Annotated in this window: 20 protein-coding genes; 8 read left to right on the forward strand and 12 right to left on the reverse strand. The window is 69.2% G+C overall.

Annotated features, from left to right (window positions below; all coding sequences use genetic code 11):
- Window positions 1–135 precede the first annotated feature (135 nt).
- The 4 genes from ACZ1HC_RS16400 to ACZ1HC_RS16415 all read left to right on the forward strand — a co-directional run bounded on the left by ACZ1HC_RS16400 (window position 136) and on the right by ACZ1HC_RS16415 (window position 4,255).
- On the forward strand, window positions 136–336 hold the full coding sequence (locus ACZ1HC_RS16400; protein ID WP_472701043.1) for a VPEID-CTERM sorting domain-containing protein: 201 nt from the start codon (window positions 136–138) through the stop codon (window positions 334–336).
- Window positions 337–420: 84 nt separating this feature from the next.
- The gene (gene xrtE, locus ACZ1HC_RS16405; RefSeq protein ID WP_472701044.1) at window positions 421–2,040 is read left to right on the forward strand and encodes an exosortase E/protease, VPEID-CTERM system; all 1,620 of its coding nucleotides are present in this window, start codon (window positions 421–423) and stop codon (window positions 2,038–2,040) included.
- A 143-nt stretch (window positions 2,041–2,183) separates the two neighbouring features.
- Window positions 2,184–3,452: a UDP-galactopyranose mutase gene (glf, locus tag ACZ1HC_RS16410; protein WP_472701045.1), complete on the forward strand. Its 1,269-nt coding sequence runs from the start codon at window positions 2,184–2,186 to the stop codon at window positions 3,450–3,452.
- A complete protein-coding gene (locus ACZ1HC_RS16415) occupies window positions 3,437–4,255 on the forward strand; it encodes a sulfotransferase family protein (RefSeq protein ID WP_472701046.1) in 819 nt (272 codons plus the stop codon). The genes glf and ACZ1HC_RS16415 overlap by 16 nt, the downstream gene beginning before the upstream one ends.
- 16 nt (window positions 4,256–4,271) lie before the next feature.
- Here ACZ1HC_RS16415 and ACZ1HC_RS16420 read toward each other — a convergent pair whose 3' ends face one another.
- From ACZ1HC_RS16420 to ACZ1HC_RS16430, 3 genes are all read right to left on the reverse strand, one after another.
- Window positions 4,272–5,171, reverse strand: a complete 900-nt coding sequence (locus ACZ1HC_RS16420) for a glycosyltransferase family 2 protein (RefSeq protein WP_472701047.1) — start codon at window positions 5,169–5,171, stop codon at window positions 4,272–4,274.
- Between the two features lie 3 nt (window positions 5,172–5,174).
- Entirely contained in the window at window positions 5,175–6,638 is a 1,464-nt protein-coding gene (locus ACZ1HC_RS16425; protein WP_472701048.1) for a glycosyltransferase, read from the reverse strand.
- Between the two features lie 273 nt (window positions 6,639–6,911).
- A complete protein-coding gene (locus ACZ1HC_RS16430) occupies window positions 6,912–7,799 on the reverse strand; it encodes an ABC transporter permease (RefSeq protein ID WP_472701049.1) in 888 nt (295 codons plus the stop codon).
- Between the two features lie 430 nt (window positions 7,800–8,229).
- Between ACZ1HC_RS16430 and ACZ1HC_RS16435 the strand changes: the two genes are divergently transcribed.
- From ACZ1HC_RS16435 to ACZ1HC_RS16445, 3 genes are read left to right on the forward strand one after another with little or no spacing between them, the layout of a single operon-like run.
- Complete coding sequence (locus ACZ1HC_RS16435; RefSeq protein WP_472701050.1) at window positions 8,230–9,279, forward strand: KpsE/RkpR family capsule polysaccharide export protein; 1,050 nt, start codon at window positions 8,230–8,232, stop codon at window positions 9,277–9,279.
- A complete protein-coding gene (locus ACZ1HC_RS16440; protein WP_472701051.1) occupies window positions 9,276–9,950 on the forward strand; it encodes an ABC transporter ATP-binding protein in 675 nt (224 codons plus the stop codon). Before ACZ1HC_RS16435 ends, ACZ1HC_RS16440 begins: the two co-directional genes overlap by 4 nt.
- A 12-nt stretch (window positions 9,951–9,962) precedes the next feature.
- The gene (locus ACZ1HC_RS16445) at window positions 9,963–10,574 is read left to right on the forward strand and encodes a P-loop NTPase family protein (RefSeq protein WP_472701052.1); all 612 of its coding nucleotides are present in this window, start codon (window positions 9,963–9,965) and stop codon (window positions 10,572–10,574) included.
- A 339-nt stretch (window positions 10,575–10,913) separates the two neighbouring features.
- On the opposite strand, the gene ACZ1HC_RS16450 is transcribed toward ACZ1HC_RS16445, so the two are convergent.
- The 9 genes from ACZ1HC_RS16450 to ACZ1HC_RS16490 all read right to left on the reverse strand — a co-directional run bounded on the left by ACZ1HC_RS16450 (window position 10,914) and on the right by ACZ1HC_RS16490 (window position 16,824).
- Window positions 10,914–11,123 carry a hypothetical protein gene (locus tag ACZ1HC_RS16450; RefSeq protein WP_472701053.1) on the reverse strand — a complete coding sequence of 70 codons (210 nt, stop codon included), beginning with the start codon at window positions 11,121–11,123 and terminating at the stop codon, window positions 10,914–10,916.
- A 4-nt stretch (window positions 11,124–11,127) separates the two neighbouring features.
- Entirely contained in the window at window positions 11,128–11,316 is a 189-nt protein-coding gene (locus tag ACZ1HC_RS16455) for a hypothetical protein (RefSeq protein ID WP_472701054.1), read from the reverse strand.
- Between the two features lie 77 nt (window positions 11,317–11,393).
- Window positions 11,394–12,683, reverse strand: a complete 1,290-nt coding sequence (locus ACZ1HC_RS16460) for a PQQ-dependent sugar dehydrogenase (protein ID WP_472701055.1) — start codon at window positions 12,681–12,683, stop codon at window positions 11,394–11,396.
- Between the two features lie 94 nt (window positions 12,684–12,777).
- Window positions 12,778–12,972 (reverse strand): hypothetical protein, encoded by a 195-nt coding sequence (locus ACZ1HC_RS16465; protein WP_472701056.1) that lies wholly within the window; start codon window positions 12,970–12,972, stop codon window positions 12,778–12,780.
- Between the two features lie 126 nt (window positions 12,973–13,098).
- The gene (locus ACZ1HC_RS16470; RefSeq protein WP_472701057.1) at window positions 13,099–13,254 is read right to left on the reverse strand and encodes a hypothetical protein; all 156 of its coding nucleotides are present in this window, start codon (window positions 13,252–13,254) and stop codon (window positions 13,099–13,101) included.
- On the reverse strand, window positions 13,248–13,541 hold the full coding sequence (locus tag ACZ1HC_RS16475) for a hypothetical protein (RefSeq protein WP_472701058.1): 294 nt from the start codon (window positions 13,539–13,541) through the stop codon (window positions 13,248–13,250). Before ACZ1HC_RS16475 ends, ACZ1HC_RS16470 begins: the two co-directional genes overlap by 7 nt.
- Before the next feature lie 14 nt (window positions 13,542–13,555).
- Window positions 13,556–14,548 (reverse strand): ABC transporter substrate-binding protein, encoded by a 993-nt coding sequence (locus ACZ1HC_RS16480; RefSeq protein WP_472701059.1) that lies wholly within the window; start codon window positions 14,546–14,548, stop codon window positions 13,556–13,558.
- 133 nt (window positions 14,549–14,681) lie between these two features.
- Window positions 14,682–15,884 (reverse strand): Gfo/Idh/MocA family oxidoreductase, encoded by a 1,203-nt coding sequence (locus ACZ1HC_RS16485; RefSeq protein ID WP_472701060.1) that lies wholly within the window; start codon window positions 15,882–15,884, stop codon window positions 14,682–14,684.
- Entirely contained in the window at window positions 15,871–16,824 is a 954-nt protein-coding gene (locus tag ACZ1HC_RS16490) for a PDR/VanB family oxidoreductase (RefSeq protein WP_472701061.1), read from the reverse strand. Before ACZ1HC_RS16490 ends, ACZ1HC_RS16485 begins: the two co-directional genes overlap by 14 nt.
- 161 nt (window positions 16,825–16,985) lie before the next feature.
- Here ACZ1HC_RS16490 and ACZ1HC_RS16495 point away from each other — a divergent pair, with 161 nt between their 5' ends.
- A complete protein-coding gene (locus tag ACZ1HC_RS16495) occupies window positions 16,986–18,275 on the forward strand; it encodes a Rieske 2Fe-2S domain-containing protein (RefSeq protein ID WP_472701062.1) in 1,290 nt (429 codons plus the stop codon).
- Window positions 18,276–18,347: the final 72 nt, after the last annotated feature.

An 18,347-nucleotide genomic window follows, 5' to 3' on the forward strand; every position in this document is an offset into this window, starting at 1 on the left:
CAGCCCGGCGCCGCAACCCCGCGCGGCGCCGGGCGGATGTTCCGGGCGTCCAGGGCCCGGGATCGGCATGGAATGGATCCATGCCCGGCGTGTTGCGGGAACCTGGACTCCCGCTGGTAACTAGGAGCTATAGCCATGAAGAAACTCTCGATTGCCGGCCTGACGGCCTCGCTGACCAGCCTTGCGGCCTCGGTGGCCTTCGCGGCCGATTGCGAGGATGCCGGCACCTGCGTCACCCCGGTCCCGGAAATCAGCGCCCTGGAAGGCACCGCCGCCATCGCGGCCCTGGCCGCCATCGTGCTGCTGACCTGGGAACGCCGCCGCCGCGCGCAGTGATGGGTTGCATTGTCGCCATCTGACGCTTGACGGGCCCGCCCCTGGCGGGCCTGATCCGTTCGCCTTCCCCCCTGTGGTTTCCCGATGTCCGACAGCGCCCTTGCCCCCCGCCGCCTGCCCGCCGCCCCCCTGGCCCTGGCGGCCCTTCTGCTTGCGGCCGAACTGCTGGCGATCGGCCTGACCTTCAAGCACGGGATCGAGTTTCGCTGCCTGGACAACTGGCCGCCGCGCGCCTGTCAGACCGCCAGCCGGTCCCTTGCGGGGCTTTACTGCATGATCGCCGCCCTGGGCCTGTTCGCCCTGCTGCGCCCGGCGCTGTTTCGCGGCCTGCTGGCCTGTGCCGGCCACGACGCCCGGCCGCTGGGCCTGAACCTTGCCGGCTTCGCCCTGGCCATGCTGCCCGTGCTGTTCATGCGCCAGGGCCAGGGCGCGGCGATGCTGGCCCCGGCCTTTGCCGCCTGGACCGCCGGCATGGCGCTGATCCTTCTGGGGATCCTGGGCTGGCTGGCGCCGCGCGCGCTGTGGAGGGGCTTTGTGGGGCAGGCCGGCGCGGCCCTGGCCGTGGTGATGGCGGCCGGCGCCGCCGCCCCGGCGCTTGCGACAAGGCTGCAGCCGCTGTGGCAGCTGGACGGCATCGCCGGCGCCACCTTCGACGCCGTCCGCTGGCTGGTCGGCAGCCTGGGCTATGACGTGATCGCCGATCCGGTCCGCCGGCACATCGGCTCGGGCGATTTCGTGATCTCGGTGGCGCCGGTCTGTTCGGGGATCGAGGGGATCGCCCTGGTGACGATCTTCGTCACGCTGTATCTGTGGCTGTTCCGGGCCGAACTGCGCTTTCCGCGGGCCTTGCTGCTTTATCCGCTGGGGATCGCGGCCAGTGCCGTGCTGAACGTGGCGCGCATCAGCGCCCTGCTGATCCTGGGGATCGAGGGCCAGCCGGATCTGGCCGTGGGCGGCTTTCACAGCCATGCGGGCTGGGTGATGTTCACGGCCGTGGCGCTTGGCATCATCGCCCTGGCGCGGCGCGCGACCTGGTTCAACCGCACCCCAGCGGCCACGGGCACGGCCGCGCCCCTGCCGCCCCTGCGCCGCGATCCCGTGGCGGCGCGGATCCTGCCCTTCGCGGTCTTCATGCTGACGGCCGTGGTGGCCCCGGCGGTCAGCCCGGTTCCGGCGATGCTCTATCCGATCCGGGTGGTCCTGCTGGCGGGGGTGGTGGCCCTGGTCTGGCCGGCGCTGCGGGGCATCGCCTGGCGCGTCTCGCCGGCCGCCTGGGCGGCGGGGGCGGCGATCGGCCTGATCTGGGCGGCGATCCCCGTCGCGCCGTCCGAGGCCCCGCCGCCTTACGGCGCGCTGACCGGGGGCATGGTGGCGCTGTGGTTCCTGTTCCGCGGCATCGGCACCGTGGTCCTGGTCCCCCTGGTCGAGGAGCTGTTCTTCCGCGACTACCTGGAAGGCCGGCTGCGCGGCGCGGGCCCGGGCCTCCCCGCCCCGCCGTGGCGCAGCGCCCTGGCGATGCTGGGCAGCGCGGCGCTGTTTGCCGCCCTGCACGACCGCTGGGCCGAGGCCTTCGTGGCCGGCCTGGCCTTTTCCCTGCTGGTCCGCCGCAGCGGCCGCATCGCCGACGCCATCGCGGCCCATGCCCTGGCCAACCTGATCGTCTTCGCCGCCGCCGTGGCCAGCGGCAACCTGGCGATCATCTGAGGCGGCCCGGCGCCCGCCCGCCCGAAGGGCGATCCCCGGATGCGCCGGCAGGTCGCGATGGTGGTTGGGTTGGCCCCGTCTTGGCGCTATAGCGGCGGCAGGCGCGAGGCAACGCGCGGGCAGTCAGGATCGGGACGGACAGGATGAGGATACTTCTGGTGGGTGCGGGGCTGTCGGGGGCGGTGATCGCGCGCGAACTGGCCGAGGCGGGGCACCAGTGCCGCGTGATCGACGCCCGGCCCCATATCGCGGGCAACTGCCACACCGAACGCGACGCGGAAACCGGCGTCATGATGCATGTCTATGGCCCGCACATCTTCCACACCGACGACCAAGGGGTGTGGGACTATGTGAACCGCTTCGCCCGCTTCCTGCCCTTCCAGAACCGAGTCAAGACGACCGCCCAGGGCCGGGTCTATTCGCTGCCCGTCAACCTGCTGACCATCAACCAGTTCTTCGGCACCACCCTGCGCCCCGACGAGGCCCGCGCCTTCATCGAGGGCAAGGCCGACACCGGCATCGCCGACCCCCAGACCTTCGAGGAACAGGCCCTGCGCTTCGTCGGCCCCGAACTCTACGAAGCCTTCTTCAGGGGCTATACCGAGAAGCAGTGGGGCTGCTCGCCCCGCGAACTGCCGGCCTCGATCCTCAAGCGGCTGCCGCTGCGCTTCAACTATGACGACAACTATTTCTTCCACCGCTTCCAGGGGATGCCCCAGGACGGCTACACCGCGATGATCGCGGCGATCCTGGACCATCCCGCCATCACGGTCGAATTGGACACCCCCTATGCCCCCGGGATGGCGCGCGATGCCGACCACGTCTTCTGGTCGGGTCCGCTGGACGGCTATTTCGACTATCGCCTGGGGCGGCTGGGCTATCGCACGCTGGACTTCGAACGCTTCACCTACCAGGGCGACTACCAGGGCTGCGCGGTGATGAACTATGGCGACCGCGAGGTGCCCTATACCCGCATCACCGAACACAAGCATTTCAGCCCCTGGGAAACGCACGAGGGCTCGGTCTGCTATCGCGAATACTCCCGCGCCGCCGAACCCGGCGACATCCCCTATTACCCGATCCGCATGGTCGAGGAAAAGGAACTGCTGGCGCAGTATGTCGCCCTGGCCCGGGACACCGCCGGCGTGACCTTCGTGGGCCGGCTGGGCACCTATCGCTACCTGGACATGGACGTGACCATCCGCGAGGCCCTGGACACGGCGCAGGCCTTCACCGCCGCCGCCCAAAGCGGCCAGCCGATGGCTTCTTTTGCGGTTGCCCCCTCTGAGCTTTGCAGGACAACGTCCTCTCGATTCCGGAAGCTTCCGATCACACAGCCCGATCACACGGATAGCATCACCTCATGCCACCCCTCCCTTCCCGGCGCCCGAAAGCGTTGCTGCGCAAGATAATGAAATCCTTCATTCCGGCCTCTGCGGGGAAGGGAACGATGTTCTATTATCAGAAATGCACGCAGCGGCTTGGCCCGCAGCAGATGAACTACCATTTCTCGATATCGCTGAAGAACATGTACTTCTTTTGCGAGGTGGCCAAGTCGGGCTGCTCTTCCGCCAAGAAAGAGCTTTGGCGGCAGGAGATGCTGGATGTTCCGTTGCCCGAAAGCTTCCTGAAGGCCAACCACAATCCCCATGCCCCGTTCCACCAGCATATGCTGATCAAGCCGTTTCAGCTGGGGCATGCCAGGTTTGACGAATTCATCAGAAACCCGTCCGTCGTCAAATGGGCGATCGTCCGCAACCCTTTCACGCGCATCCTGTCGGGCTACCTGGACAAGGTGCAGCGCAACGAGCCCATGTTCAGCAACATCGCGCATCAGGTGGCGCAGATACGCGGGGTCGAGCCTGAAGCCGTGGAGGCGTCTTCCGTCAGCTTCGAGGAATACTGCCAGGCCCTGGCGAGGTTCCGTCGGCCCATCGAGTTCGACCAGCACTGGCGGCCGCAATACGAGCATACCTGCGCCGACATCATCCCCTATACGTTCTTCGCCAAGCTTGAAACGCTGGACGAGGAGGCCCCGCTCATCTCGCGCCGCCTTGGCCTGTCAGATCTCAGCTTCACTGCAGGCAAGAGGCACGCGACCGGATCGAACGAGAAAGTCGCCCAGTATTACACGGACGAGACGGCCGATATCGTCAGGAAGGTCTATGCAAAGGACTTCCAGCACTTCGGCTACAGCCTGGAGCTTCCCCTGTGATCTTTCGCGATAAGCCTTACAGGCGCTCGATCGCGGGCCGGAAGGTGACGCCCTTCAGGATCGCGCCGTAGATGGCCCGGCGCAGGGGCCTTGGCACATCGCCCCCGCGCATCTGCCGGCGCACCCCGTAGGCATAGGCCAGAACCCCCATCAGCCCCATCTCGCGGCGGCGCCACGAGGTTTCGTTGCGGGCGCCGTACTTGAACTTCCACAGGCTTTTCTCGTCCATCATGCCGAAGTTCACGCCGCGGTTGTCGGGCGTGTCGTGGACGACCACGCTTTCGGGCACGAAGATGCCGGGATAGCTGCGGGCGATGCGGCGGGTGTATTCGGCGTCGTCGAACCAGATGAAATAGTCGGCGATGGGCAGGCCGTGGTCGCTGACCGCCCAGCGGGGGATCAGGGCCGAGACGAAGGAACAGCTGTCCACCAGCACCCAGGCCTTCTCCGGATGGACGAAGCGCGCCCAGTCCCAGACCGGGCGGGGGCAGTTCATCTCGCACAGGGTGCCGTCGATCCATTCGACGCGCGAACAGGCGAAGCTGGGCCGGTAGCCGTTCTGGCCCTGGAACCGTTCAAGGGCGTCGTGCAGCCGCTCGATGGCGTCGGGCCGGGGATAGGCATCGTCGTCGGACACCCAGAAATACTGGCCGCCCATCTGGTAGGCGGCCTTCATGCCGGCGTGGAAGCCCCCGGCCCCGCCGAGATTTTCGGGCAGGCGCAGATGGCGGATCGTGTCGTCGCGGGCCGCCCGTTCCTGGACCAGGGCGGGGGTGTCGTCGGTCGAGGCGTTGTCCACCACCAGCACGATGTCGGGCCGCTGGGTCTGGGCCTGGATCGCGTCCAGAACCTTCATTAGCTTGGCCGAACGGTTGAAGGTGACGATCACCGCCACGGTCATGTTCAGAGCGCCCATCGGTCAGCCTTTCCGGTCCTGTTCAGCGATCTCGCGATAAAGTGGCGCCAGCACCTCCTCGGCCGTGGGATCGGCCGAAAGCCGCGCCCAGCTTGCCCCGAGGCCGGCCTTCTGCCGGGCCAGGAAGTCCGGCTCGCGCCACAGCCGGTCGATCACGGCCACGGTTTCGCGGACCGTGGCCCGCGGCTCCAGCGGCACCAGCAGGTCGGGCGGCAGCAGTTCGTCCTGCGCCCCCACGCGGGTCGAGACCGGGATGCAGCCGTGGCCGATGGCCTCGTAGCAGACCAAGGCCAGGCCTTCGTTGTTCGAGGGCAGCAGCAGGATGTCGGACCGCTCCAGCAGGGCCGGCACATCCGCGTTGCCGGGAAGCTGGGCGACCTTGCCGGCCAGGCCGTATCGGGCCAGCAGCCGCCGGACGGTCGCCTCGTAGGGGCCGTCGCCCACCAGGCTGGCGGTCAGCGTCACGCCGTTCCGCCGCGCCCAGCCGTCCAGGGCGCGCAGGCTTTCGACCGCCACCACCGGGCGCTTCTGGTAGAACAGGCGGCCGATGAAGCTGACATGCAGGGCGGTCTGGCGCGACTGCATCCGCAGGACCGGCGGGCTGCCCCCGGCCTTGGCGCGGTCCAGCATCCGCCCCAGCCGCACCCGCCCCGAGGGCGCGTGGAACCTGTCGCGCAGATGGTCGGCCAGCTGCCTGCTGATGACGTGCTGGACGTCCAGGTAGTTCGTCCACACCCCCGAGATGCGCGGATAGCCCCCGTTCGCGTATTCGAGGATATGCGTGCTGTCCAGGGTGCGGATCCAGGGCAGCCGGGCGCGCAGCATCGGCAGGGATTCATAAAGCGGCGTGCAGTGGTGGATGTGGACCGCGCGGATGTTCTGCGCCAGGGCCAGCTTCTCGACATAGCGCGGCCAGAGATGATGGGGCAGATAGCGGTCCAGCCGGATGAAGGTCAGGTCGGGGTGGTCGGGCAGCCGGTCGGCAAGCCGCTGGACCGACGCCACCGAGGCCACCACGATCACCCGCAGGCCCGCCGCCAGGGCCCAGCCGATCGTGTCGAAGCCCAGCTTCTCGGCGCCGCCCACTTCCAGCCAGTGCATCCCGATCAGGATGGCGGGGCGCCTGTCGCTGGCCGGCGCCTGGACGCGCGGGATCAGGACCGATCCCTCGCCCAGGGGCAGAGGGGACTGGGCGTGGCGGCGGTCGGCGCGGCGCTTGCGCAGCATCTCGGCCTGATAGCGCAGCCATTCATAGGCCATGGGGCTGGCGCGGAACAGGAAGCCCAGCCTTGCGGGGGGCTGCCAGGGCGCGGCGGTCTGGCGGATCTCCTGGGGAAGGGGCGGGCGGGGGATCGACAGGCGGATGGTGACCTCGGGGGAATCGTCCCGGCTGCCGGGGCGTTCGAGGCATCCCAGGAAATCGGCGCCCAGATCCCCGGGGCGCGGGACATGGGGGCCTTCGGTCACCTCGGGATGGGACCACAGCGGGTCGTTGCCCAGCCTCAGGATGAAATGCAGGTGCTGGGTGGGAAACAGGGTTTCGTAGATGTCCCTGATCTCCCGGATCTGCCGGGTCAGATGGGCGGCCGTTTCCGCATCGACGGGCCTGGAACGCGCAAGGGGGAAGATTCATGGGATCCGTCTTGAGCCGGGGAAAGGGTGCCTGGTGGTCGGTCGCAGAACCCGCGTCATAGCGGGGCCGGGGCGGCGCGTCCATAAAGCCGCTCCGCCATCGCCGCCCTAGCTGTTCTGAAGATCGCGGTGATACTGCACCAGCAGCGCCAGCCCCAGGGCCAGCAGGAACAGGCTGAGGCCCAGCTCGTAGGCATGGCTGACATAGTCCCCGCTGTAATGGGGATAGAAGGCATGGCGCATCTGCCCCACGACATGGACCAGGGGGTTCCACCACAGCCAGTCGCGATAGGGCTGCGGGATGTCGTCAAAGATGAAGAAGATGCAGGACACCAGGAACAGCGGCCGCATGAGGATCGACCACAGGGGCTGCCACCAGTTGACCGCCTCGAACAGGAAGCAGTTCATGGTGCCCACGCCCGCCGCCAGCAGCAGCGCCATCAGCATCCCGAGCGCGACCTGATCCAGCTGCGGATCGGTGCGCGTCTCCATGAACCAGCAAATTCCCGTGAAGATCAGCACCGCCACCAGGATCTGGGTGATCGAGTTGAACAGGATGCGCGCGATCAGCGCATCGACGAAGGTCACCGCCGGATAGGCCAGAAGCGGCTTGGAATAGCGGATGGAGTTGGCGACCTTCCCCGAGACGTCCAGATAGGCCATGAAGGGCACCACCCCGGTTGCATAGAAGATGGCGAAGTTGGTGCCGATGGGCGGGACCCTGAAGCCCACCGAAAAGATCAGCGTCAGCAGGATGATGCCGCCCACCGGCTCGGCGATCGCCCACATGTAGCCGCCCGCGGACCGGCCGTGGCTGGTCTGCATCTCGCGCAGGATCAGCGCGCTGATGGCGCGCAGGCTGGCGAAGCGGCGGTGCTGGCGGACCTCCTTCAGGACCGGGGGGCGGCTGCCTGCTTGCGCTGCGGCAAGGGCGCCGGGGTGAAGGGCTCTGACATCTGAGACATGGAAACGCCCCCAAGCGCGTCTGCTGTTCAAGACCTTGCGACAGGATCGGTGCTAGAACTGTTCGGCGGGCTTATGTATGAGGACCCGCAAGAGATCAACAAGACAGGCGGGGTAAGCGCATGTCCGCCCACGACCAGAAATCCGCATCCCTGCCCGTCACCTCGATCCCGGCCCCGGCCGGCGAGGCCGCCGCGCGGCCCGCTTCCGCCCCCGGGAGGCCGCGGAAAGGCCCGCAGCGGCCCCCGCCGCCCCGGCGACCCCCGCCCCGGCGACCCCCGCCCCCGCCCGGCCCAGGCCCCAGGGGCCCGGCCAGGCGCCGGGCAAGAAGCCGCCCGCCAAGAAGCTGGATCCCAAGATCCAGGAACGGATCGAGGCGGCGCTGCAAAAGCCCGTCCTGCCCCCGGCGGGCCCGGCCCAGGCCAAGCCCCGCCATTACGGGCTGGCCGTCAGCTTCGTCCTGGTGGTCATCCTGCCCCTGCTGGTCAGCGCCTTCTATCTTTATACCCGCGCGGCGGACCAGTACGCCTCGTATGTCGGCTTCTCGGTGCGCAGTGAATCGGCCGCGCCCAGCACGGCCGAGGTGCTGGGCGGCCTGGGGTCGCTGGTCGGGGCCAGTTCGACCACCGATACCGACATCCTCTACAAGTTCATCCAGAGCCGCGACCTGGTCGAGCGGGTGGACAGGCGGCTGGATCTGCGGGCGATCTGGTCCAAGGCGCCGGACGACCCGGTCTTCGGCTTCCGCGGCGACGATTCTCTGGAAGACCTGGTGGCCGAATGGGAACGCAAGGTGCGCATCCATTACGACACCGGGATGATCGACCTGCGCATCCTGGCCTTCGATCCCCACGACGCCCAGAACATCGCGACCGCCATCCTGGACGAGGGCGGCATCGTCATCAACGAGCTGAACGCCATCGCCCGCGAGGATGCGCTGCGCTATTCGCGCGACGAACTGGAGCGCGCGCAGGAACGCCTGCGCGAGGCCCGCCAGGCCGTGACCGCGTTCCGCAACCGCTATCAGCTGGTCGATCCGGCAGCCGATGTGCAAAGCCAGATCGGCGTGGTCACCTCGCTCCAGCAGCGGCTGGCCGAACAGCTTGTCTCGCTGGGGCTGTTGCAGGCCAATGCCCAGCCCGACGACCCGCGCATCAGCCAGACCGAACTGCGCATCTCGATCATCCGCGACCAGATCGAGGCCGAGCGTCAGAAGTTCGCCTCGAACGGCGAGAGCGTGGCCCTGTCCGACGTGGTCGGCCAGTACGAAACCCTGGCCGTGGACCGCCAGTTCGCCGAGACCAGCTACACCACCGCCCTGGCCAGCTATGAACTGGCCCGGGCCGAGGCGGTGCGGCAGTCGCGCTATCTGGCGCCCTATATCCGCCCGACCCTGGCCCAGGAGGCCGAGTTCCCGCAGCGCGCCCAGTTGCTGGCGATGACCGCGGGCTTTCTGGTGCTGCTGTGGATCATCGGCAGCCTGATGTTCTACAGCCTGCGCGACCGGCGATGATCCACCTGCAGAACCTCTGCAAGACCTATACGCTGAACGGCCGCCACAAGGTGGTGGCCGACAACATCACCGCGACCTTCCCCTCGGGCGTCTCGGTGGCGCTGCTGGGACGCAACGGGGCGGGGAAGTCCTCGCTTCTGCGGATGATCTCGGGGGCGATGCTGCCGTCATCGGGCAAGATCCTGTCCACCGGCACGATCAGCTGGCCGGTGGGCTTCGCCGGATCCTTCAACGGCGAACTGACGGGCGAACAGAACTGCCGCTTCGTGGCGCGCGTCTATGGCATCGACACCGACCAGCTTGTGCATTTCGTCGAGGATTTCGCCGAACTGGGCGACCATTTCCGCCTGCCGGTGCGAAGCTATTCGTCGGGGATGCGGTCGCGGCTGGCCTTCGGCCTGTCCATGGCCATCCCCTTCGACACCTATCTGGTGGACGAGATCTCGGCCGTGGGCGACGCCGCCTTCAAGGCCAAGTCGAACCACGTCTTCAAGGAACGGCTGTCCAACGCCGGCGCGATCGTCGTCGCCCATTCGATGGGGATGCTGCGGGCCACCTGCCAGGCCGGCGCGGTTCTGGAGGACGGCAGGCTGACCCTCTATGCCGATGTCGAGGATGCGATCGCCGTGCATATGGACAACATGAGGAAAGTCCGCGATATTTCCCGCTAGTCGGGAGGATGGATGCAGGCCAGGGCAGAGTTCGGCACCGGTTCATCCCTGTCTTCCGGCACGGTGGCGACGCGCGTGATGATCATGGGCGGGTCGGGATCGGGGAAATCCTTCCTGGCCCTGAAGCTTGCGCAGCTTTCCGGTCTTCCCAGCCATCACATGGACCAGCTGAGCTGGCGCCCCGGCTTTGTCCACCGCAGCACGGCCGAATTGGACGCAGCGACCCGCGACATCCATGCCCGGGACCACTGGATCCTGGAAGGCGGCCATTACGAAACCGGCCGCGAGAGGGCGGCGCGGGCCCATCTGCTGATCTGGCTGGACCCCCATCCCCTCCTGCAAGGCTGGCGGGTCCTGCACAGGTCGCTTCGCCATCACCGCAAGGTCAGGCCCTGCATGGCCGAAGGCTGCCCCGAAAGCTTCGGCCTCCATACGGTCGACGTCATCCGCTATGCCTGGCAGTCCCGGCCCTTCCACCAGGAGCGGATCCGCGAGATCATCGCCACGGCCCCGCCCGGCCTGAGGATCCAGCGGCTTGGAAGCGGCCGGCAGGCGCGGCGGTTCCTGTCGCGATGCGCCGGGGCCGCCCACGGCCCCGGCCTGCTGGTGCCGCAAGACCTCTAGGCGTTGCCGCGGCCCCCGGCGGCGGCGGTGCCGGGCCGGAAATACACTTTCACGATATGCGGAGAAACGGTCGTTTGAGGGCCTGCGCCAAGCCGGCCTCTGTGCGCCCGGGGCCGCGGTTCCGGCTGCGGCCGCCGGTCCTTGCGACGAAAAGGCCGTCTTGGGGCAGGCCGCCGGTCGATCTGTGGCGGGGGGTCGTGTCGCAACCGGCGGCACCCCCGGCCCAAGGGGGCGCCGGTGATCCGCAAATCTGGCGGAAAGCGCGGTTTCGCGGGTCCGGGGCCTGCGTTTTCAGGAAATGCCCGGCCCGGCCCGAAGCCGTTGCGGGGGCCGCCTTGGCTAGCGGCCGCCCTTCGTCCTGGGGTCGTGGGTATGGTGGCTGTCGCGCACGCCGCCCCCGCCCGAGACGTCGGAATCCGGGCCGTTGGTCGGCTCGCCCGGCTTCGGGCCGCGGCCCTCGGTCGGGTCGGGCAGGTCGCTGCGCTGATGGCTGCTGCCGGGGCCGCCGTGATGGCGGTTCGCGGCGTCGGTCTTGTCGGATGTGGACATCGCCTCACCTGTCCTGCTGGTGACCCTGGTTGGTCGTGTTCTGCTTGATGTTGCCCTGCCGGCCCTGTTCGGCCAGGTTCCGCTGGCGCTGATCGGGGATCGGCTCATCCTTCCGGGCCTGGCCCCCGGCGGGGCCGCCCGGGCCCTTGGTGCTGCGGTTCGCGGGCGGGACGGGTGGAAGCCGCTGGGACATGATGTTCCTCCTGTTCTGGGGAAGAACGGCTGGCGGCGGCTTTTGTTTCATGGCCGCCCGCGCCGGGGCCGGGGGTATCAGGCCCCCGTCACCCGCCAGATCACGTCGCCCACGTCGTCGGCCATCAGCAGCGACCGGCCGTCCGGTCCGACGGCCACGCCGACCGGGCGGCCATAGGCCAGCTTCTCGTCCGGGGACAGAAAGCCCGTCAGGATGTCGCGCGGCGGGCCGCTGGGGACGCCCTGCGCGAAGGGCACGAAGATCAGCCGATAGCCGCTGAGCCTGGAGCGGTTCCAGGATCCGTGCTGGCCGATCGCCATGCCCTCGCCGAAGCCCGGCAGGGTTCCCGCCGGCATCCAGCACAGCCCCAGGGACGCGGTGTGCCCGCCCAGGGCGTAATCGGGGGTGATCGCGCGGGCGACCAGGGCCGGGTCCTGCGCCACCCGGTCGTCCACCGTGCCGCCCCAGTAGCAATAGGGCCAGCCGTAGAAGCCGCCCTCGCGGACCGAGGTCAGATAGTCCGGCGGCGTCTCGTCCCCAAGGCCGTCGCGTTCGTTGACCACGGTCCACAGCGCGCCGGTCGCGGGTTCCCAGGCCATGCCCACGGGGTTGCGCAGGCCGGATGCGAAGATGCGGGCCCGGCCGCTGGCCAGGTCCAGTTCCCAGATCGCCGCGCGGCCCTCCTCGGCCTCCATCCCCCTGTCGCCGATATTGGACAGCGACCCCACGCCCGCATAGATCCGGGTGCCGTCGGCCGAGGCGATCAGGCTGCGCGTCCAGTGCCCGTGCGGCTTGAAGCCGACCAGCTTCCGCCCCGGCCCCGAAAGCGAGGTCGCGCCGGGCGCATAGTCGAAGACCACGATGCCGTCGGTATTGCCCAGATAGAAGCGATCGCCGATCAGCGCCATGCCGAAGGGCTGGTTCTGGTCCCGCACGAAGACCTCGCGCCGTTCGGCCACGCCGTCGCCATCGGCGTCGCGCAGCAGGGTGACGCGGTTGGCGCTGTCGCCGATGGCCCTGGCGCGGCGCATGGTGGCCTGGGCGGCGTGGTCCATCAGCGTCCTGGGCGGGCCGGCCTGTTCCTTGGATTCGGCCACAAGCACGTCGCCGTTCGGCAGCACCTCGATCCAGCGGGGATGGTCCAGGCCGGTGGCGAAGGCGTTGACGGCAAGGCCCGGCGCGCAGGTGGGCAGGTGCCCGTCCCGCCAGCCCCGCGCCACCGGCATCTTCAGGGTCATGATGCCTTGCGCCCGGGGCTCGGGGATCTGCGGGCTGGGGCCGACGGCCTGATGGCGCGGCGCGCCGATGCGGCGCAGCCGCGCGACCGTGCCGCCCACGGCCGCCGTGGCCCTTGCGATGAAGTCCATGTCACTCTCTCCAGGCTGCCGAAGGGATCCCGGTCGGGAAAGGCGCCATGACAGCAGGTTTTCCCGCCGCCGCCAAGGCCGTGCCGCGCCTTTCCTACAGCGACAGATCCTCGAGGATCTCGGCGCGGACGCCCTTCAGCGGCTCCTGCTCGGTATGGCGGAGGATGTAGTCATAGGCGGCGTCGTGGCTGTCGAAGGGCATCGGCGGCTCGACCGCGCTGAAGCTGCGGCCCGAACGGTCCAGCTTCATGTGCGGCGCGGCGCCCATGGCGATGACGAAGGATCCCATCTGGTCTCTCCCTTGGCGTGGATCGGGGCCGGCGAAGGGGCTTTCCCGGCCGCGCCCCAACGCGCGAACCGCCCCGATGGCGCCAGGGGCGCGGGTCCTGCCGTCACGTCGTCCGTCCGGCGCCCTTCAGCCCAGGGACGCCAGGATCCTTGCGACCTGATCCAGGCTCAGGACCTCGCGCAGGGGCAGGTCGGCCGCGTCCTGCGCCTCGGCGACGTGAAGCCCCTCCCAGTCCCAGATCCAGGAATAGACGGCCTCGCCGCGGCGGTCGCGGATCAGCACCCGGAAGCCGCCGTCGGCCCGGCATTCCCCGGGATCGGCGCCGCGCCCAGACGGCGCAGGCGGTGCTGCTGGAGGTGCGAGCTGGCCTCGATCATGGCGATGCGGGCGGTTTCCTGGCGGGCGATCGCCTCGGGGTCGTCGCCCGCCCGCCCCGAGGGCCGGATCAGCCGGACCACCTCGGGGTAGGGCGCGCGGCGGTAGAGGACCTGCATGTGGCGCGGACCGGAGGGCGTGTCCAGTTCCAGCACCGATCCGGGGGGCAGGGTTTCTGGGGCGGCGGCGGGCATGGCGGCTCCTGGATTCACAGCGAAAAGGATTCGTAGGCCGAGGGGTGGAACAGTTCGCCCAGCGACAGGCGGCGCGGCGACAGGCCCTGGCGGTGATGCAGGTCGAGGAAGGCCTCCAGGACCCTCTCGTTCCCCGGCACGCCGTAGGTCCACAGGTCAGTGCCGCCGGTCAGCTTCCGGGCGGTCTCGAGGATGTCCTCGACGAAGGGCATCGTCACCTTGGTGGCCGAGGTGTCCGCCAGGGCCTCGCAGGCCAGGATCCGGGCCCGCTCGAAGGCCTTCAGAAGCGCCCCCGCCAGCCAGGGATGGCGCTCGGCCAGGTCGCGGCGGATCCCCAGCAGGTGCATGATGGGAAAGATGCCGGTCCGGCGATGGTGGTCGGCGGCCGCGGCGATGCCGTCGGAAAACAGGCGCCGCACCTGCGGATGCCCCTCGTCGAAGCACCGCAGGCTGCGCGGGCCGATATAGCCGTCGATCTCGCCCGCGCGCAGCATCCCGTCCAGCGTGGCCCCCTCGGGCGCGGGGTCGAGGGTGACGTCCGCGGGCAGGGCGACGGGGATCTTCTCGGGCCGGCCGGGCTTGTGCATCCCGCCGCGGATCCAGTGGATATCGGACGGGGCGACGCCGTGATCCTCGAGGATCCCGCGGACCCAGACATTGGCCGTCAGCTGCCATTCCGCCAGCCCGATCCGCTTGCCGCGCAGATCCTGCGGCGCCTCGATGCCCCGGTCGGTCCTGATGTAGATCGAGGAATGGCGGAAGGCGCGCGACAGGAACACCGGAAGGCCGACATAGGGGCAGTCCCCCTGCGCCAGCTTGACGCAATAGGACGACAGCGACAGTTCCGACACGTCGAAAGGCTGGTGGCGGAAGGCGCGGAAGAACATCTCCTCGGGCGACAGCAGCATGGTCACCGGATCGACGCCGTCGATGGGGACACGGCCATCGTGGATCGGCCGGGTGCGGTCGTAATCGCCCATGGCGATGGAAAGCGTCAGGCGGGTCATCGGGTCACCATCCAGAAGGGAGGCCGCGGCAGCAGGCCGGGGCCGGGTTGGGGCCGGATCGGGGCGGGGCCGGATCGGGGCGGGGCCGGGATCAGGGCGGGGCCGGGATCAGGGCGGGGGACGTCCTGGGACATCATCGGTGCTCCAGGCCGACCGGCTGCCCGCTGCGGGCGCTTGCCAGGATCGCATGGCAGATCTCGAGGCTGGAGAGCCCCCAGCCGGCGGCCTGGGGGGGCGGCTGGTTCCGGCGGATGGCCTGGTACAGGGCGCGCAGGACCGGGCTGCGGGGCGCGGGATCGGGCGGCGCGGGAAGGAAGCTGCGTTCCAGATCGCCCCAGATCTCGACCCCCTTGGGGGTCAGGCGCAGGTCGGCGCGGTCGCAGCAGACGATCACCGGCCCGAAATGTTCGGCATGGGGCGCGGGCGGGGGCGCCGGGGCCGCGCCATAGCTGCGGTCGCCCTTCAGCGCCGCCTCGTCCTCGGGCCGCCCCACGGCGGCCAGGGCGCGCCGCGCCGCGCCGTAGGCGGCCGGATCGGCCGGCCAGCCCAGTTCGCCGATGCCGTCCTGCATCGTGTCGCTGAGGTAATGGGCATAGCCGGAATAGGTCAGGTTGGCAAAGCAGCCCCCTTCGAAGCCGATCATGGCGCCATAGGCGCCTTCGGTCGGCCGCGCGGGATCCCAGGCGCCGGTCATCGCATAGACGCTGCGCGCCGGGGCCCGGGCCAGCAGGCGCAGCACGTCGATCTGGTGGACGGCCTGGCTGAAGATCACCCCGCCGCCCTGATCGGTCCGCAGCTCCTCGGGGCGGCGGGGGCGATAGAGGAAATCGGTGAAGTTCAGCGCGTGGATCATGCGCACGCGCCCCAGCCGGCCCGAGGCGATGATCTCGTGGGCGCGCTGAACCGGCTGGTCGAAGCTGTGGCTGGGGCCGGTGACAAGCTGGACCCCCGCCCGGCGGGCGGCCTCGACGATGGCGCGGGCATCCTCGAGCGCGATCGCCAGGGGCTTTTCGACCAGCAGGTGCTTGCCCGCCCGCGCCACCGCCTCGGCATGGGCGCGGTGCATCTGGTGGGGGGTGGCGACATAGACCGCCTCGACGGCCGGATCGGCCGCCAGGGCCTCGACCTGCTCGTGGGCGGTGCCGCCGAATTCCGCCACGAAGGCATCCCGGCTGGCGCGGCGCGGCGCGGCGCAGGCCACGAGGCGGACATGGGGATCGGCGCGCAGGCTGGGCAGGGTCAGCATGAAGCCCCGCCCCAGGCCGGCAACCCCCAGCCGGATGGGGTCGGCGACGGGGGCGGCCCCGGGCGGCGGGGCTGCCTCAGAGATCGACAACAAGATCCCCCTCGGCCGCGCGCGAGACGCAGATCATGATGTAGTCGTCCTTCTCGTCGTCGCGCAGCACCATGTCACGGTGATCGACCCGGCCCGCGATCAGCCGCGTCTTGCAGGCCCCGCAGGTGCCGCTTTCGCAGGAACTGACCGTCGCGATGCCCGCCTCGCGCGCGGCTTCCAGCAGCGAACGGTCGGCGGGCACGTCGATCTCCAGGCCCGACCGCTGCGCCGTGACGTGGAACGGGCGGTCGTCGGCCCGCACCGCGGCCACGCCGGCGAAATCCTCGAAATGCACCCGGCCCTCGGGCCAGTGGCCGCTCAGCGCCTTGATCTCCTCCATCAGCGGCCCGGGGCCGCAGCAATAGACATGGGTGTTGGAGGGCGGCGTCTCGAAATGGTCCCAGAAGTCGTAAAACCCCTCGGGCCGGCCCTCGTCGTGATGGATCACCGCGCCGGGAAAGGCCCGCAGCCGGTCCAGATAGGCCGCCTCGTCGGCGGTCCGGGTGCAGTAGATCAGCTTGAAGGGGCTGCCCGCGCGGTGCAGATGCTCGGCCATGGACAGGATCGGGGTGACGCCGATGCCGCCGGCGATCAGCAGATAGCGCGGGGCGGGAACCAGCCTGAACTCGTTCTCGGGCGGCTCGACCAGCAGCTCGGTTCCCGCCTCGACCGCGTCGTGCATCGAGGCGGAGCCGCCGCGCGAGCCCTGTTCGCGCTTGACGGCGATGACGTATTCCTGCGGATCCGTGCCGTCGTTGACCAGCGAATAGCGCCGCATCGCGCCGCTGGGGGTCTGCACGGTGATGTGCGCGCCCGGCTCGAAGCCCGGCAGCGGGCCGTCGGCGGGATCGGCGGGGCGCAGGGTGAATTCCCGGATGTCGCGGGCCACGGCACGGCAGGAGGAGACGACCATGCGAAGCCGGGTTCTTTCACTATCCAAGAACTTTCTCCTGCCGCAAGCTGTTCAGGCCCGACTTTGATGGTTAGAGTAAGGCTGTGTCAATGTGCGGGCATTTTAATCAGTGAGAAAGTCTGCCTTTCATGGGCGGATGGAATCATGATTCAGTTGAGCCGGCCTGATCCAACCAAGGAGGACTGTCCATGCTGACGAGGGAGGAAAACGACCTTCTGACCAAGGTCCAGGGCGATGCCCCGATGGGCGCGCTGATGCGCCGCCACTGGGTGCCCGTCTGCCTGATCGAGGAGGTCGAGGAGCCCGACGGCAAGCCCCTGCGCGTCGAGGCGATCGGCCGCAAATACGTCTGCTTCCGCGACACCGACGGCCGGCTGGGCCTGCTGGACGAACTCTGCCCGCACCGCAAGGCGTCCCTGGTCTATGGGCGCAACGAGGAATGCGGGCTGCGCTGCCTGTATCACGGCTGGAAATTCGACGTCGAGGGGAACTGCGTGGCGATGGCCTCGGAACCCGAGAACTCGCCGCTGCACAGCAAGGTCAAGCACCGGGCCTATCCGGTGCGGGAATGGGGCGGCTTCGTCTGGGCCTGGCTGGACAGCGACCGGGAGGCGCCCGAGTTCCAGCCGCCCGCCTTCGCGCCCACGGAAGACACGCCGGTGGCGATCCTGAAGATGCGCATCCCCGCCAACTGGGCGCAGATCACCGAGGGGCAGATCGACTCGGCCCATTCCTCGTCGCTGCATTCCTCGGACATGAAGCCGGCGCGGGTGACGCGGGCGGCGTCGGACGACAAGTCCTGGTACCGGCCCTCGACCGACCGCTCGCCGCGGATGCAGACCGAAACCACCCCCTACGGCTTCCACTACGCCGCCATCCGCAAGCCGATCCACAACGCCGCGACGCACAACTATCTGCGCATCACGGAATACATCGCGCCCTTCACCTCGCTGATCCCGCCCAACAACAACTACAACGTCGCCACGGTGATCGTGCCCATCGACGACGAGACCTCGCATTTCCACTTCATCGCCTGGGGCGGCCAGGCCTGCCCCTCGACCATCGAGTGGCGCAAGTTCACCCATACCCTGCCGGGCATCGACGTGGACCACATGTGGCGCCCGGTGCGGACGCTGGAGAACGACTTCCTCCAGGACCGCCAGGCGATGAAGCTGGGCCATTTCGCCGGCGTCGAGGGCATCCCGAACCAGGATCTGGTGATGTGGGTGTCGATGGGCGCGCGGGTGGACCGGTCGTCCGACCTGCTGGGCGCCTCGGATCTGGCGATCGTCGAGTTCCGCAGGCTGATGGCGGATGCCGCGCGGCGCGTGGCCGAGGGCGGCCCGGCCATCGGCACCGAGGAGCCGCGCGTCCCCCACAGCCAGATCGCCTCGCGCGAGGGGATCTTCCCCAAGGAACAGGACTGGCGCACGATCGGGCGCGACCTCGATCCAAGCCTGACCTCGGCGGCGGAGTAACCGCCGCGCCTGCCGCCGGCTGAGGCCGAAACGGGAAAAGGGGCGGCCCGGGATCACCGGGCCGCCCCCTTT

Source organism: Paracoccus sp. BR5-17, assembly GCF_055693925.1.